Annotated in this window: 17 protein-coding genes; 6 read left to right on the forward strand and 11 right to left on the reverse strand. The window is 62.8% G+C overall.

The annotated features are described in order from the left end of the window. Window positions 1–7 precede the first annotated feature (7 nt). The 4 genes from QWI20_RS03065 to QWI20_RS03080 form a co-directional block, all read right to left on the reverse strand. Complete coding sequence (locus tag QWI20_RS03065) at window positions 8–502, reverse strand: universal stress protein (RefSeq protein ID WP_369304114.1); 495 nt, start codon at window positions 500–502, stop codon at window positions 8–10. A gap of 94 nt (window positions 503–596) precedes the next feature. Then, window positions 597–1,517 carry a 5'-nucleotidase gene (locus QWI20_RS03070; RefSeq protein WP_369304115.1) on the reverse strand — a complete coding sequence of 307 codons (921 nt, stop codon included), beginning with the start codon at window positions 1,515–1,517 and terminating at the stop codon, window positions 597–599. Window positions 1,518–1,563: 46 nt separating this feature from the next. Further along, window positions 1,564–2,532 (reverse strand): putative 2-dehydropantoate 2-reductase, encoded by a 969-nt coding sequence (locus tag QWI20_RS03075; RefSeq protein ID WP_369304116.1) that lies wholly within the window; start codon window positions 2,530–2,532, stop codon window positions 1,564–1,566. A 12-nt stretch (window positions 2,533–2,544) separates the two neighbouring features. Continuing rightward, window positions 2,545–2,880 (reverse strand): thioredoxin family protein, encoded by a 336-nt coding sequence (locus tag QWI20_RS03080; protein WP_369304117.1) that lies wholly within the window; start codon window positions 2,878–2,880, stop codon window positions 2,545–2,547. 212 nt (window positions 2,881–3,092) lie between these two features. Between QWI20_RS03080 and QWI20_RS03085 the strand changes: the two genes are divergently transcribed. Further along, window positions 3,093–4,169, forward strand: a complete 1,077-nt coding sequence (locus QWI20_RS03085; protein ID WP_369304118.1) for a 3-deoxy-7-phosphoheptulonate synthase — start codon at window positions 3,093–3,095, stop codon at window positions 4,167–4,169. Between the two features lie 63 nt (window positions 4,170–4,232). Here QWI20_RS03085 and QWI20_RS03090 read toward each other — a convergent pair whose 3' ends face one another. After that, complete coding sequence (locus tag QWI20_RS03090; RefSeq protein WP_065988521.1) at window positions 4,233–4,514, reverse strand: GNAT family N-acetyltransferase; 282 nt, start codon at window positions 4,512–4,514, stop codon at window positions 4,233–4,235. 645 nt (window positions 4,515–5,159) lie between these two features. Here QWI20_RS03090 and oprI point away from each other — a divergent pair. After that, window positions 5,160–5,411 (forward strand): outer membrane lipoprotei OprI, encoded by a 252-nt coding sequence (gene oprI, locus QWI20_RS03095; protein ID WP_003199355.1) that lies wholly within the window; start codon window positions 5,160–5,162, stop codon window positions 5,409–5,411. Between the two features lie 77 nt (window positions 5,412–5,488). Here oprI and QWI20_RS03100 read toward each other — a convergent pair whose 3' ends face one another. The 4 genes from QWI20_RS03100 to QWI20_RS03115 all read right to left on the reverse strand — a co-directional run bounded on the left by QWI20_RS03100 (window position 5,489) and on the right by QWI20_RS03115 (window position 8,093). Next, a complete protein-coding gene (locus QWI20_RS03100; protein WP_192172423.1) occupies window positions 5,489–6,457 on the reverse strand; it encodes a L,D-transpeptidase family protein in 969 nt (322 codons plus the stop codon). 82 nt (window positions 6,458–6,539) lie between these two features. Further along, the gene (locus QWI20_RS03105) at window positions 6,540–6,836 is read right to left on the reverse strand and encodes a hypothetical protein (protein ID WP_369304120.1); all 297 of its coding nucleotides are present in this window, start codon (window positions 6,834–6,836) and stop codon (window positions 6,540–6,542) included. 71 nt (window positions 6,837–6,907) lie between these two features. Continuing rightward, window positions 6,908–7,366 (reverse strand): thiol-disulfide oxidoreductase DCC family protein, encoded by a 459-nt coding sequence (locus QWI20_RS03110; protein ID WP_369304121.1) that lies wholly within the window; start codon window positions 7,364–7,366, stop codon window positions 6,908–6,910. A 121-nt stretch (window positions 7,367–7,487) separates the two neighbouring features. After that, window positions 7,488–8,093: an arylesterase gene (locus QWI20_RS03115; protein WP_369304122.1), complete on the reverse strand. Its 606-nt coding sequence runs from the start codon at window positions 8,091–8,093 to the stop codon at window positions 7,488–7,490. Window positions 8,094–8,103: 10 nt separating this feature from the next. On the opposite strand from QWI20_RS03115, the gene QWI20_RS03120 reads away from it, so the two are divergent. Continuing rightward, on the forward strand, window positions 8,104–8,787 hold the full coding sequence (locus QWI20_RS03120; RefSeq protein ID WP_065988527.1) for an ABC transporter ATP-binding protein: 684 nt from the start codon (window positions 8,104–8,106) through the stop codon (window positions 8,785–8,787). Continuing rightward, window positions 8,787–11,300: an ABC transporter permease gene (locus QWI20_RS03125; protein ID WP_369304123.1), complete on the forward strand. Its 2,514-nt coding sequence runs from the start codon at window positions 8,787–8,789 to the stop codon at window positions 11,298–11,300. Before QWI20_RS03120 ends, QWI20_RS03125 begins: the two co-directional genes overlap by 1 nt. Before the next feature lie 61 nt (window positions 11,301–11,361). Here QWI20_RS03125 and greB read toward each other — a convergent pair whose 3' ends face one another. Together greB and QWI20_RS03135 are read right to left on the reverse strand one after the other, a co-directional pair. Next, window positions 11,362–11,835 (reverse strand): transcription elongation factor GreB, encoded by a 474-nt coding sequence (greB, locus tag QWI20_RS03130; protein WP_369304289.1) that lies wholly within the window; start codon window positions 11,833–11,835, stop codon window positions 11,362–11,364. Between the two features lie 102 nt (window positions 11,836–11,937). Continuing rightward, a complete protein-coding gene (locus QWI20_RS03135) occupies window positions 11,938–12,921 on the reverse strand; it encodes a GlxA family transcriptional regulator (protein WP_369304124.1) in 984 nt (327 codons plus the stop codon). Window positions 12,922–13,177: 256 nt separating this feature from the next. Here QWI20_RS03135 and QWI20_RS03140 point away from each other — a divergent pair, with 256 nt between their 5' ends. Continuing rightward, entirely contained in the window at window positions 13,178–14,356 is a 1,179-nt protein-coding gene (locus tag QWI20_RS03140; protein WP_369304125.1) for a GGDEF domain-containing protein, read from the forward strand. A gap of 24 nt (window positions 14,357–14,380) precedes the next feature. After that, window positions 14,381–14,899, forward strand: a complete 519-nt coding sequence (locus tag QWI20_RS03145; protein WP_369304126.1) for a GNAT family N-acetyltransferase — start codon at window positions 14,381–14,383, stop codon at window positions 14,897–14,899. Window positions 14,900–15,206 lie beyond the last annotated feature (307 nt).

Genomic DNA, 15,206 nt, shown 5'->3' on the forward strand with positions numbered 1-15,206 from the left:
AACGCGATCACGTTTGTGTACGACTTTGCAGCATCGGCACCATGTACACCGGCACGTCGGCCAGTTGCAGCACTCGCGCCGCCGTTCGGCCAATCGGCGTATCGCCCTCCCCGCCGTGACTGCGACTGCCCACCACCAGCAGGTCGACACCCAGCAGGCGCGCCTGATCGAGTATCACATTGGATGGGTCGCCCTGGACCACACGAACGCTGCGAATCAGCGACAGGTCCTCATGCCCCTCGCCCAGTTCCTCGCGAAAACTGGCCAGCACCCGCGCCTCAATGCCGTCGATGACTGTGTTAACGCCCTCGCTGTGCAGCTCTTTCAAGACGTCTGCCGCCAGATAGCTCTGCAGCACGGACTCGGCGAACACGCCCATCGGCTCCACCACATGCACGACATGCAGTTCGGCATCGAAGGTCCGCGCCAACACCAGCGCGTGCTGCAACACATACGGCGCGTACACACCGAGGTCCGTGGCGTAGAGCATCGAACGGATCATGTGACCCCCGGGCAGCCTGTGAAATGAAGACTTCATCAGCGTAGCAGCGCGCCGCGCACTGCGACGGCCGACTGCTGCTTTTCGGTCTAACGCCTCAGGGTTTTAGCTCGTTGCTGATGCCGTGGGGCACATGCCCGGTTGCCACGACTTCACGCGCCCGCTCGCAGTGACCCGGCTGATCGTCGAAAAACACGTCCGCCGCGAAGGCTTCGAGAAACGCCGATTTGTCCAACCCGCCGAGAAACAGTGACTCATCCAGACGGATGTCCCACTCGCGCAGCGTACGGATTACACGCTCGTGAGCGGGAGCCGAGCGCGCCGTCACCAGCGCCGTGCGAATCGGGCAGGACTCTTCGGGGAATTCACGCTGCAGGGCGTTCAATGCCGCGAGAAAGGGTTTGAATGGGCCGCCGGGCAATGGCCTTCGCGCCGCCTCGCGCTCGTTGGCCTGGAACGCCTCCAGCCCACCGGACTGATACACGCGCTCGGACTCATCGGAGAACAGCACGGCGTCGCCGTCGAAGGCAATACGCAGCTCGGCACTGGCCGCACGACGGGCGCCCCCGGAGAGGATGGTCGCGGCGGCAAACCCCGCGTCCAGCGCGCTGCGCACGTTGTCGGCGTGGGTCGACAGGAACAGATGACTGCCGAAAGCGGCCAGATACGGAAACGGACTACGGCCGCCGACGAACGCCGCGCGGGAAATGTCGAGGCCGTAGTGCTGAATCGAATTGAACACGCGCAAGCCGGTGTCGGCGCTGTTGCGCGAAACCAGCACCACTTCCACCCGGGACTGGTTCAGGCTGGCGTTGAGGCTGAGCAGCTTTTCCACGAGCCGGAACGCATCACCGGGCTCGAGGATTTCATCCTCGTGGTCGATCTGGTACTGACGATAGGCAGCGACCCCATTGGCCATGTAAACGTCATGGCTTTCCCGCAGATCAAACAGCGCCCGCGAGGAAATCGCCAGCACCAGTTTGCTCCCCGGGGTTTTAACGTTCAGCTCAGTGCTCATCAGTCTTCCTTAAAGCAGCAGTTGGGCATGCGCACGGCCATGGCCGTCAACGATTGCCGCGATCAATGAACGCCAGCGCGTGATACAGGGCACGCACCTTGGGCATGTCACAGCCAGCGACAAGCGCAGCTGCGAGGGGCCGGGCATAGATGGCGTCGAGTTCCAGCGGGCGTTTTTCGGTGAAGTCGTGGTACATGCTCGGCCGGTAATCCGGCATATGGCCGGTGACCTTGAGCAACTGCTCGGCGTAACCCTCCGGCAGCACGTGGCCGCACGCTTCGGCGCCTTGCACCACTTCCGCCATCAGGCCCTGGATCAGCGCGCGACTGTCGGCGTCGGCCATCAGCGGCGTGGTGCTGGCGTTGAGCAGCACGGAAAGCCCGTTGTAGGGCACGTTCCACACCAGTTTCTGCCAGCGCGCCCTGTCGAGATTGTCCATCGCCACGGAGTCGATGCCGGCCTGGTGAAACAGTGACGCGCCCTGCTCGACCCACTTCGCGCGCGCTGCCGTATCGGCCGGACCACTGTGGTAGCCGATATTCACGGCGCCAAAGGCTTGGTGGGTGATCTGGCCTGGCCCTGTGCGATGCACCCACACAAAACACAGGCCGCCCAATAGATGAAGGGAATCCGGTAGCTCGGTGCGCAGGTCTTCCTCGACACCCAGCCCGTTTTGCAGCAGCAGAACTTTGGCGCTCGGCGCCGCAGCCTGAACGATCGCAGAAGCGACCCCGCCGTTGCCGGTGGTCTTGGCGCCGATCAGCAACCAGTCGCAGGGCGGCATGTCGGCGGCGGAGGCGTAGGCCTGGACATTTTCCAGCACCAACGGGCCATGCACATGGCTGTCTACCCGCAGGCCGTTGCGAGCGACGGCCTCGAATTCGCTGCGCAGCAGAAAGTGCACATCGAAGCCGGCCCGGGCCAGCATCAGGCCGTAGAAGCCGCCGATCGCGCCGGTGCCGATGATGCCGATCCGGGGTCTGGTTGCGTTTTCGCTCGCTGTGCTCTCGCTCATGGAAACTCCTCTTCAGGGCAGTTCGTCTGGCGGCGTTGCCAGCGCGTGGGCCAGGCCCGGGACAATGGCCTCGGCGGACATCTGCGTGCGAAGGGGCCCGAAGAAGGCACCGTCGCGGATCACAAACATCGTCGGCAGATGAAACACGCCGTAGCGCTGCACCGCGCCGCCGTTTTCTTCGGCATCGATCCAGCACAGGCGATCCAGCGGCAACGATTGCTCGGGCAAATGGTGTCGGGCCCAGCGGCAACTGGAGCAGCCCAGGCTGGTGAAAATCAGCAGTGAGACGCCGGGGAGGCTGAGAAGTTGCTGGTCGAGGTCGAAGTCCGTCAGTTGCAATTGATCCACGCGCTTCTCCTCTGAATGATGTTCGGGTGATGCCTGTCGCAACCCCAGACAGGTCAGACAATGCCGCAACCGTTGGACGAAAGCCACGTTTACCCATTGTCGAACCACCGGCTAACGCGCTAAGGTTCGGCTCCCCCGTTGCGCTCAATCATGCTCGGCTCCGCCGCACGGGGACGCTGGCGGCCAGCATCCGTGACCTGATGAGTAACACGATGGCTGATTTACCGATTGACGACCTCAACGTTGCCTCCAACGAGACACTGATCACCCCGGATCAGCTGAAACGCGAAATCCCGCTGACCGCCGCCGCCCAGGCCACTGTCAGCCAGGGCCGCGAAGTCATCCGCAACATCCTCGATGGCAAGGATCACCGCCTGTTCGTCGTGATCGGGCCCTGCTCGATCCACGACCTCAAGGCCGCCCACGAATACGCCGATCGCCTGAAAGCACTCGCCGCCGAGGTGTCCGATACGTTGTATCTGGTCATGCGTGTGTATTTCGAGAAGCCACGCACCACCGTGGGCTGGAAAGGCCTGATCAACGACCCGTACCTGGACGACTCTTTCAAGATTCAGGATGGTCTGCACATCGGCCGTCAATTGCTGCGCGACCTGGCCGAAAAAGGCCTGCCGACCGCGACCGAAGCCCTCGACCCGATTTCGCCTCAGTACCTTCAGGACCTGATCAGTTGGTCGGCCATCGGCGCGCGCACCACTGAATCCCAGACTCACCGGGAAATGGCCTCGGGCCTGTCCTCCGCAGTCGGCTTCAAGAACGGCACCGACGGCGGCCTGACCGTGGCGATCAACGCCCTGCAATCGGTGTCCAGCCCCCATCGCTTCCTGGGTATCAATCAGGAAGGCGGCGTGTCCATCGTCACCACCAAGGGCAATGCCTACGGCCACGTCGTGCTGCGCGGCGGCAACGGCAAGCCCAACTATGATTCGGTCAGCGTCGCGCTGTGTGAACAGGCGCTGAACAAGGCGAAGATCAAGCCGAACATCATGGTCGATTGCAGCCACGCCAACTCCAACAAGGACCCGGCACTGCAACCGCTGGTGATGGAGAACGTCGCCAACCAGATTCTCGAAGGCAACCAGTCAATCATCGGCCTGATGGTCGAGAGTCATCTGAACTGGGGCTGCCAGGCCATTCCCAAAGACCTCGCCGACCTGCAATACGGCGTGTCCATCACCGATGCGTGCATCGACTGGGAAAGCACTGAAAAGACCCTGCGCAGCATGCACGCCAAGCTCAAGGACGTATTGCCAGCGCGCAAACGCGACTGACCGTACCGCAGAAACGACAACGCCGAGCACATGCTCGGCGTTTTACTGTGTGAAGCGCTTCGGTCAGATCTTGGCAGCCTGGCGCTGGTTGCGCTCCATGTAGCGTTCCACGTAGGAGCACGAAGGAATCACGGTGTAGCCAATCCGGTCGGCGTAGTCGAGGGCCACCTTGGTCAATGCTGCCGCTATCCCCCGTCCGCGCAATTCGTTGGGAACAAACGTACGGTAGATATCCAGGGTCTCTTTACCCAGGTCCATGTACGTCAGATAGGCACGGTAGCCGTCGATGTTGACTTCGAACTGGTGACCGGTCTCGTCATGGTGGATGGACAACGCCTCGCTCATCACTACTCCTCGCGGGTCTTGGAATTGGACCCTTACCTTATCGACATTTTCCCGGCGAAGGAACCTCTACAGGCAGTATGAACACTATTGCCTTCTGCAATCGCGACTTCTGCAGTAGAGCTGACTGCGCCACCCTGTGCCGTTTGGACACCGCGAAGAGCGTCGCTGTTCTCAAACAATTTGAGCACAGGCAAATAGTAGGCGCCCTGAGCAAGTGCGCTCAAGTGAATCAACTGTTAATTGCGCTGCCGCACATCTGAAGGTGCGCACCATGGAACCTGTTGTCGCCGGGCAATGTCCATTAAGACGCAACGCCGGGACGCAAGTCACTTGAAGGTCATTAAAACCGCCCTAAGGGATGCGCCTGTCACGATCATCGACTATACAAAAATGGTCGCCGGTACGTCGCTGGTAGCGGGAAATCGCCTGGGCCGGAGTCACCTGACAGACACCAGCGCCTGGGGCTTTTTGCGTGCGAAGAAAAAGCGTGAGGAGATCGACGGAACCCGTTCAAACCCAAGAATTTTCTGCAGATCTTGCGCGCGGTCCGTTTACTTACTACAAACAATGAGTAAGATGTACGCCGGTCATTTTCTCACTCTCGAGAGATGACTAATTTGATAGAAGTCCTTTAAGGGGAACACGATGAACAACGTTCTGAAATTCTCTGCTCTGGCCCTGGCCGCAGTTCTGGCTACCGGTTGCAGCAGCGCATCCAAAGAAACCGAAGCTCGTCTGACTGCAACTGAAGACGCAGCCGCTCGTTCGCAAGCCCGTGCCGATGAAGCCTATCGCAAGGCTGATGAAGCTCTGGCTGCAGCTCAAAAAGCTCAGCAAACTGCTGACGAAGCCAACGAGCGCGCTCTGCGTATGTTGGACAAGGCTAGCCGCAAGTAATAATCCCTCGGGATTATTAATAAGCCGACCCGTTAACGGGTCGGCTTTTTTATTGCCCGGCGTTTGGCGCCGCAGCGTTACTGCAGCGTCATCGGCGCGCCGCCCACCACGGGCGCAGGCGTTGTCGGCACGGCAATTTCAACCGGCATGCCGTCTTCGGCAGCCACTACGTCCCGCACTTCGTCCCAATTGATGCGCAGGCTGTTGGCCAGGTCTTCACGCTTGAGCAGTGCGTTGATTACGGCGGTGTGCTTGTCGACCACCGACGGCTTGCCGCTTTCGTCCAGCGGCGTGTGCGCTTCAAGGTAGACCTTGCCGCCGCTGACGCCGAACTTGTACGGCTCGCTCATGATGCGCACGGTGGTGCCCACGGGAACCATGTCCGCCATTTCCAGTACGTTGTTGTTGTACATGCGGAAGCAGCCGTGGCTGGTGCGCATGCCGATGCCGAACTTCTTGTTCGAGCCGTGGATCAGGTAGCCCGGCAAGCCGAGGCCGAATTTGAACGGGCCCAGCGGGTTGTCCGGCCCGGCCGGGACCACGTTGGGCAGGATGTCGCCGTCGGCGGCGTGCTCGGCCTTGACCGACGCGGGCGGCGTCCAGGTCGGGTTCGGCGTTTTGGCGGTGACCTTGGTGGTGGAAACCGGCGAACCCCAGCCCTCGCGACCGATACCCAGCGGGAAGGTGTAGACCACATTCCGACCTTTCGGGTAGTAGTACAAACGGTACTCGGCCAGATTGATCACGATGCCTTCCCGCGGACCCGGCGGCAGGATGAAACGCGTCGGCAAGACTATTTGAGTGCCTGCGCCCGGCAGCCAGGCATCGACGCCCGGGTTGGCGGCGATCATTTCCAGGTAGCCCAGGTCGTAGCGGGTGGCCAGGTCGGCGAAGGTGTCTTCGTACTTGGCGGTGACGGTCTGCACCTGACCGATGATGTCCTCACCGGGCGGCGGCAACGGAAACTCCAGGGCGGAGACGGGGCCGGCCGCGCACAGCGCAGCGAGCGACAGACAGCGGGCGAAAGCTGGAATGCGCGACAACATCCGGAGAATCCTTGGTAAACGAAGGCTTGATTGTGCGCGATTGTACACGCACGCCTGTGGGTTCGGGAGGGTTCGGAAACCCTTAAACGCCGGTTTCCAGTTCCGGCCAGATCGGGTGCCAGCCGCGCCGTTGCGCGTCGATGATCGCCCGGCACAGCGGGCACAGTCGCTCATCCTGATAAACCGTCTGCCGGACTTCCGACCAGCGTGGCTGGGCGGGCAGCAACGTGCCGCACAAGGTGCGGTCGGCGGAGCCTGCCAGCTCGAGCTGGCGAGCGACCAGATGCACGAGGATTTCCTGGCACGCGAACAGGTCGAGCTGTTCGTCGGGCTCGATCAGTTGATAGGCATAAAGGGACCAGGCAGGACGGCGCGGCATTGGGGGCTCCAGAGCGGGGGCGCCACATTAGCCGAAAGCCCCCGTCCGGAAAAGGCCTGCAGGCCTTTAAATCAGCGGTTTTGATCTGAAGGTCGGGAAACCGCGCAACTGCCGCCGCGGCATCGACGGCTGCCCTCCGGATGAGGCAACCATGCCAGATGGGGACGCCAGCGGCAGAACAGCCGATAACCGAGGTTCAGCAAAGGCCTTAACGGCCGCCACGACAGCGGCGCAGCCCAGATGCCAAGCCCGGCTGCGCGCCAGCTCCAGAGGGTGGCGTCCAGGCCGGTGACCCAGGTACCATCGTCGAATCGGGCGTGCAATACCGACTCCATTTGCTCACGGCTAAATCCGAGTGCACCGGCGTCAAAACCGTCTTGGCTGATGTCGACGAACAGCAATTGCGCGTCGGATGCGGTTGGGTCGGCGTGCGCGGAAGCGTGAGAACGCAGGAGCTTGATCTCCCGCGCGCAAAGCGGGCAGTCACCGTCGAAGTACAGCGTGAGTGGCCACTGCTCTTTCTTGTACATCTTTTGGGTCCTGTACAGGTTTTCGCCACCATAGGCGCAAACCCGACTGCTGGCAATGAGCGGACCTTCGCACCTGATGGCTGACGCCCTGACTGGATCAGCCTGATCTTTGCGGCGGCGACTACAGCAACGGCTTCAGGACCGGCCAGACGTTATCCAGCAGGTAAGGCTGAGCCTGGACGTTGGGGTGAATGCCGTCCTGCTGGGTCATGTCAGGCCTGCCGCCTACGCCTTCCAGCATGAATGGCACCAGGGCGGCATCGGTGGCTTCGGCGACTTTCGGATAGACCGCCGCGAAGGCCGTGGTGTAGCGTTCCCCGTAGTTGGGCGGGATTTTCATACCCAGCAAGAGCACCTTGGCCCCCGCCGCTTTGGACTGCTCAACCATGTCGGTAAGGTTTTGTTGCAATTGCGCCGGCGGCTGCCCGCGCAGGCCGTCATTACCGCCCAGTTCGAGGATCACCAGATCCGGTTTGTGCTCGGCAAGCAGCGACGGCAGCCGGGCCTGGCCTCCGGCACTGGTGTCACCGCTGACCGACGCATTGACCACGTTTTCCTTGAAGCCTTCCTTCGCCAGACGCTGTTCCAGGAGACTGACCCAACCGACCCGGGTATCCAGGCCGAAAGCCGCGCTGATACTATCGCCAACGATCAGCACCGTGCCTGCCATCGCGCCTTGTGACAACAGCAGCAAACCCAGGCCAGCACTTAAAAACCACGCACGCATCGGATTCTCCATGAGCGAAAGTATTCTCAGTGCTCGGAACCTCAGCAAAGTGGTCCCAAGCACCGAAGGTGACTTGACCATCCTGCACGAACTCTCCCTGGAACTAAACAAGGGCGACACGCTGGCCATCGTCGGCGCGTCGGGCTCGGGCAAATCCACCCTCCTCGGTTTACTGGCGGGCCTCGACCTGCCCAGCGCCGGTTCCGTCGTCCTGTCGGGGCGCAACCTCAGCGAGCTGGACGAAGATCAGCGCGCCCGGGTTCGGGCCGAACACGTGGGTTTTGTGTTCCAGTCCTTCCAGTTGCTCGACAGCCTGAACGCGCTGGAAAACGTCATGCTGCCGATGGAGCTGGAAGGCCGCAAAGACGCCCGTGATCAGGCCCGGCATCTGCTGGAACGCGTCGGCCTGGGTCAGCGTTTGACCCATACGCCACGGCAACTGTCGGGCGGCGAGCAGCAACGCGTCGCCATCGCCCGTGCGTTTGCCGCCGACCCGGACGTGCTGTTCGCCGATGAACCCACCGGTAACCTGGACAGCCACACCGGCGAGCGCATCAGCGATTTGCTGTTCGAGCTGAACCAGGAGCGCAACACCACCCTGGTGCTGGTCACCCACGATGAGCGTCTGGCCCACCGTTGCCGGCGCCTGATCCGTCTCGAGGGTGGCCGACTGGTCGCCCCCATGGAGCCTTGATGGCACGCCTGCCTTTTTCCCGTCTGCTCAGCCTCGCGGCGCGCCAGCTCATGCGCGATGCCCGCGCCGGCGAGCTGCGCGTGCTGTTCTTCGCCTTGGTGGTGGCGGTTGCCGCCAGCACGGCCATCGGTTATTTCGGCGCACGCCTCAACAGCGCGATGCTGCTGCGAGCGACTGAATTTCTCGGCGCCGACCTTATTCTCGGCGGCTCCGCACCGGCGACGCCTGCGCAGATCGACGCCGGCAAGGCGCTGAAGCTGGATCATTCGCAGATCGTGATTTTCTCCAGCGTCGTGGCGACGGACAACGGCATCCAGCTGGCCAGCGTCAAGGCCGTCGATGAGGCGTATCCGTTGCGCGGCGAGCTGAAAAGCGCCCCTGCCCCCTATGAAGCCGAGACCATTGGCGGTGAGCCCCAAGCCGGCGAAGCCTGGGCGGAAGTGCGGATTCTGGTGGCGTTGAACCTGAAGGTGGGCGACAGCATCGACGTCGGGTCCAAGACCTTGAAGCTGACCCGGGTGCTGACCTACGAACCCGACCGCGCCGGCAACTTCTACAGCCTGACGCCCCGGGTGATGATCAACATGGCCGACCTTGAAGCCACCAAGGTCGTGCAGCCCGGCAGCCGCGTCAGTTATCGGGATCTGTGGCGCGGCACGCCGCAGGACCTCGCCGCCTACCGCAAGGCCGTTGAACCAGGGCTCGCGCCGAATCAGAAGATCGACGACGCCCGCGATGGCAATCAACAGATCGGCGGCGCGCTGGGCAAAGCCGAGCGTTACCTGAACATGGCCAGTCTGGTCGCCGTGCTGCTGGCCGGCGTGGCCGTGGCCTTGTCGGCGGCGCGTTTCGCGGTGCGCCGCTTTGACGCCAGTGCGCTGCTCCGTTGCCTCGGTCTGTCGCGCAATGAAGCGCTGGTACTGTTTGGCTTGCAGCTGGCCATGCTCGGCGTCGTGGCCAGCGCGGCGGGCGCTTTGCTCGGCTGGTTTGCCCAACTCGGGCTGTTTCATTTGCTGGAAAACCTGCTGCCCGCTGCCGTGCCGCCCGGAGGCTGGCTGCCCGCCGTCGCCGGAATCGGCACCGGACTGGTCGCCCTCGCCGGCTTCGCACTGCCGCCCCTGGCTGCTTTGGGTCGCGTGCCGCCGCTGCGAGTGTTGCGTCGGGACATGCTGCCGATCCCGGCGAGCACCTGGCTGGTCTACGGCGCGGCGCTGTTCGCACTGGGCCTGATCATGTGGCGCCTGAGCCTGGACCTGGTGCTGACCTTCGCCCTGCTCGGTGGCGGTCTGATCGCGGCGCTGATACTCGGCGGCGTGTTGCTGCTGGCCCTGAAAAGTCTGCGCCGTATGCTCGCCGGGGCCTCGCTGCCGTGGCGTCTAGGCCTGGGTCAGCTGTTACGCCATCCCATGGCCGCAGCCGGCCAGTCCCTGGCGTTCGGTCTGATTCTGCTGTCGATGGGGCTGATTGCGCTGCTGCGCGGCGAGCTGCTCGACACTTGGCAGAACCAGCTGCCCAAGGATGCGCCGAACTACTTCGCCCTGAACATCCTGCCCAACGACAAAGACAACTTCGCTGAACGCATCGGCCGCCTGTCGACCCACAGCGCGCCGCTGTACCCGATGATTCCGGGGCGTTTGATGACCATCAACGGCGAGCCGGTGAGCAAGTTTGTCACCAAGGACTCCCGTGGCGAAAACGCCACTCAGCGCGACCTCAACCTGACCTGGGCGGCGACGCTGCCGGAAGGCAACAGCATCACCGCCGGCCAGTGGTGGGCGGGCGATCAGCCGCCTGCCGATGGCGTGGTTCCCGGCGTGTCGGTGGAAACCAAACTGGCCAGCAGCCTGAACATGAAGCTGGGCGACACCCTCGGTTTCGTGATCGGCGGGCTGACCCGCGAGGTCAAGGTCACCAGCCTGCGTGACATCAACTGGGACACCTTTCAGCCCAACTTCTTCATGATCTTCCAGCCCGGCACCCTCAAGGACGTGCCGGCCACGTACCTGACCAGTTTCTATCTGGCGCCCGGCAATGATCAGCAGATCGTCGAGCTGTCCCGGGCCTTCCCGGCGGTGACAATCCTGCAGGTGGAAGCGTTGCTGGAGCAGCTGCGCAGCATCCTCGATCAGGTGACGATGGCGGTGCAGTACGTGCTGCTGTTCGTGCTCGCGGCGGGAATGGCGGTGTTGTTCTCCGGCTTGCAGGCGACACTGGACGAGCGGATCCGACAGGGTGCGCTGCTGCGGGCGCTGGGCGCCAACCGCGCGCTGCTGACCAAGGCCCGGCGCATCGAGTTCGGTCTGCTCGGGGCGGTCAGTGGTGTGCTGGCGGCGATTGGTTGCGAGCTGGTGAGCTTTGCGCTGTACCGCTACGCCTTCAACCTGCAGTGGCACCCCCACATATGGCTGCTGGTGCTGCCGCTGATCGGCGCCTTGCTGGTGGGCGGCGCCGGCGTGTTCGGCACACGGCGGGCGCTGAACGCCAGTCCCCTGCAAGTGCTGCGGGAGGGCTAACGGTGGGGTCTGACGGTGGGCGGCACTGCGCCGCCCACCGTCAACCAGCGCAAAGCCCCTGCTAGTTCAGGTATTCGATCTTGGTGATCCACCATTGCTTGCTGCCGGACGGAACCGGCACCGAGACTTCGTCACCGACTTCTTTCTTCAGCAGGGCACGGGCCATGGGCGAGTCGATGGAGATGTAGTCCATGCGTCCGTAGATCTCGTCATAACCGACGACGCGGAAACGCTTGCTCTCACCCTCCTCGTCCTCGACTTCGACCCACGCGCCGAAGAACACCCGGCCTTCCTGCTCCGGCGAATAGGCGACCACGCGCATGTCCTCCAGACGCTTGCGCAGATAGCGCACTCGCCGGTCGATCTCGCGCAGCAGCTTTTTGTTGTACTGATAGTCGGCGTTCTCGCTGCGATCCCCCAGGGAAGCGGCCCACGCCACTTTCTGCGTGATGTCAGGCCGGTGCTCGCGCCAGAGGTAATCGAGCTCCTTCTTCAGGGCGGCATGGCCCTCGACGGTGATTATTTTGGTGCTGATCTCACTCATTCACGCTGTCTCTGCCCCGGGCTGGGTGCGTTTGTTCTGTTAAGGGCGAAGCCTACAGGGTTGGGCTGGCCGAGGGGCAAATCAAGGCAGCGCTCATTTGACCAGACGCTTTTCTTTCGAAGGCCGATAGCCGAAATACGCGCTGTAGCATTTGCTGAAATGGCTCGGCGAGACGAACCCGCAGGCCACCAGCACTTCCACCTGGGTCAGCTCAGTGTGCTGCAGCAGGCGGCGGGCCTCGGTGATGCGCAATTCCAGGTAGTAGCGCTGCGGGGTGGTGCCCAGCTGTTCCTGAAACAACCGCTCGATCTGTCGCCGCGAACGTCCGGCGTATACCGCCAGTTGCTCCAGTTCCAGGGGTTCCTCAAGGTTGGCGTCCATCAGCTTGACCACTTCCTTAAGCGGCGCGCTGACCGTCATGTGCCGGCTCGGCTTGATCCGCCGATAGCGCGACTCCTCGAAAGACAGAATGTCCTCGATGCCTTCGATCAGAGCCTTGTCGTGCAGCGTCTTGATCCATTCCAGCGCCATGTGGAAGGCCCCGGCGGGACTTGCGGCAGTGAGACGATCGCGGTCGATGACAAAAGCTTCGCTGGTGACTTCGCTGACTTTGCAGATCTCCGCCAGGGCGGCGCGGTGCTCGGGGTGAATGGCGCACCGGTAGCCGTCGAGCAAACCCGCTGCGCCGAGGAACCAGGCGCCATTCCACAGCCCCGCGAGGGCGATGCCCTGTTCAGCGGCAGTGGTCAGCAGGTGCACCAGCGGCTCGTCGGCCTTGAGCTCGGTGCGATAACCGCCACAGATCACCAGCAGGTCCAGCGCCTTAAGCGCCGTCGCGTCGAGCCGCGTGTCGGGCCGGATCACCAGCCCCAGATCACTGATCACCTCGCCCTCGTGCAAGGCGAATGTCCTCGACGTGAACAGATCGGGGCGCAGCAGGTTGGCGGTGACGAACGTGTCCAGGGCCTGGGTGAAAGCCGGCAACGAAAAGTGTTCGAGCAGCAGGAAGCCGGTTCGGGTCTGGGCCGAGGGGCTTCGCCTGTTCTCATCCACGTAGCGAAGGTTTTTGCCCTTCATGCCTCCGCTGAATTCTCGCCGCTCGATCACTGCCGCCTCGCCTGTGCGTCCTGCCTGGGGGTACCGATGGTTGCAGCCGTTCGCAGCCAAAAAAGACCTTGATCAACGGCGGCAGGACCGGGTCCGCGCCATTCTAGCGGAACGGCGCCGGCGTTAAAGTTTTGTCGGGGTGGCCGATACACAACAGCCAGCGAAAGAAAGCCTCCCGGCGCTTCGACTCGCGACGACATTGCAACCCCTACACATCAGGCTGCTTATGGCGCTCGACCCGATCACCCTGCTGACGACGACCATCGCCCTCGCTGCGGCCGCCGCGCTGTACCTGGCCGTGGAGTGGCGCACGGTGAAGGAGCCGTCGCTGCTGTTCTGGAGCGCGGGGTTTGCCATTATTTCAGTGGGCTCGACCCTGGCATTGCTGCGCAGCAGCGGCATTTTGGTGATTGGCATCTGGTTCGCCAACGGCTTGCTGATCACCGCCCACTGGCTGTTCCTGCTGGGCGTCGCGCGGTTTACCGAGACCCGGCTGTCGCGGGCCTGGTACCTGATATTCGTCCTGTGGATCGGGCTGTTGCTGCTGCCAGACCAGCCGTGGTGGTCGAAAGTGATGTTGGCAGCCAACTCGCTGTTGATCTCTCTGCTGATGGTCAAGGCCAGCGGGTTGCTGCGCCCTCACGGCAAGTCCCTGAGCGTCGGCGCGGTGCAGTTGCGCTATGTGCTGCTGGCCCACGGCGTGTTCTATTTTTCCAAGGCGGTCACGGCGGTGGTGCCCGGCACGCTGATCGATCTGGCCGCCTTTCGTGGCGAGATCATCCAGATTTCGCTGGTCGAAGGGACGATGGCGGTGATGCTGATCGCCCTGTCGATGACCGGTTCGGAGCGTCATCGCCGGGAAAAACGCATCGCCCGGCTGGCGGCGCAGGATCCGCTGACGGCCCTGTACAACCGCCGCGCGCTGGAAGTGCGCGGGCAGCGGCTGCTGGAAAACGTGTCGCAGGCGCGGCCGGGGGCGCTGCTGCTGATGGACATCGACAACTTCAAGCTGGTCAACGACCTTTATGGCCACAGCGCCGGCGACCGACTGCTGGTCGCCCTCAGCGAAATTATCCGTGGGGCATTGCCCAACGGGTCGCTGGCCGCGCGCCTGGGCGGTGATGAGTTCGTGATGTTGCTCAGTGACACCTCCAGCGAGCATTTGCTGGCCGTGGGGAGCACGCTGCGCGAGGCCTTTCAGGCGACTGCCTCGGCAACCTTTTCCACGCCCCTGCCTGTCACGTTGAGCATCGGCGCCAATCTGTTCAGCCAGCCGCCGCCCAGCCTGGCCGTGCTGATCGAGCGCAGTGATGCGGCCTTGTATGAATCCAAACGCGGTGGACGCAACCGCATTCAACTGGTAGATAAGAACGTCAGCAGCAGCGATCCGCTGCAAATACTCTGAAGGCTAACCGAAGGATCACCCGCCATGGCCATGAGCAGCGCTCATCTGATCTACCGCGCACCGGAACCTGATGATCTGGCCCGCCTGTTCGTCATCTACAGCGACCCGCAGACCCAGCGGTTCAACCCTTTCGGGCCGATGACCGAAGAGGCCCAGGCAGCAGCCATGCTCAAGGGCTGGATCGAGCACTGGCAGACCCACGGTTTTGGCTGGTGGGCGATTGCGCACAAAGAGGCCCCCGAACACATCATCGGCTTCGGCGGCATCGGGTTTCATGATTTTTTGGGCGTGCAAAGGGTCAATCTGGGCTATCGGTTCGCCGTTGAGGCGTGGGGACAGGGGTTTGCCACGGAGATGGGCGAATCGGCGCTGGACTTCGGGTTTTCAAGCTTGAAGTTGGAAGATGTCTACGGTTACGTTCGGCCGAACCACGCGGCGTCGATTCGCGTGCTGGAGAAAATCGGCATGCACCGTTGCGGCGAGCTCGATGACGTACCCGGCCAGGCCCCGAGCCTGATGTTCAAGGTCGTGGCTGCACGGTAAAGGGCGCTACGGTTCAGTGAGAGGTCTGCAGCCCGCAGCTGGCGTCCAGTTCATCCCAGGGATGTGCGGCTTCCCGGGCATAGCCGCAAGTCGGCAAGTGAACGAAGGTCGCTTCCCGCTCCGCTTCGCTCTGTCTGGCTTTGCACGTCCTGCACAACACTGTGTGGTCGTTCAGCCGCCAGTGGCTGTTCCACCGGACAAGATCGTCGGTCACCATCTTACTTCCCCTCACCCTCACATACGTAACCAGTTGATTCAACTTGTCGCCGGAGGTTTCCCGCGCTGAGCGGCTACCTGATCGGCGGTC

The sequence above is a fragment of the Pseudomonas sp. W2-17 genome (genome assembly GCF_041060445.1).
In the GTDB taxonomy this organism is placed as follows: Bacteria; Pseudomonadota; Gammaproteobacteria; order Pseudomonadales; family Pseudomonadaceae; genus Aquipseudomonas.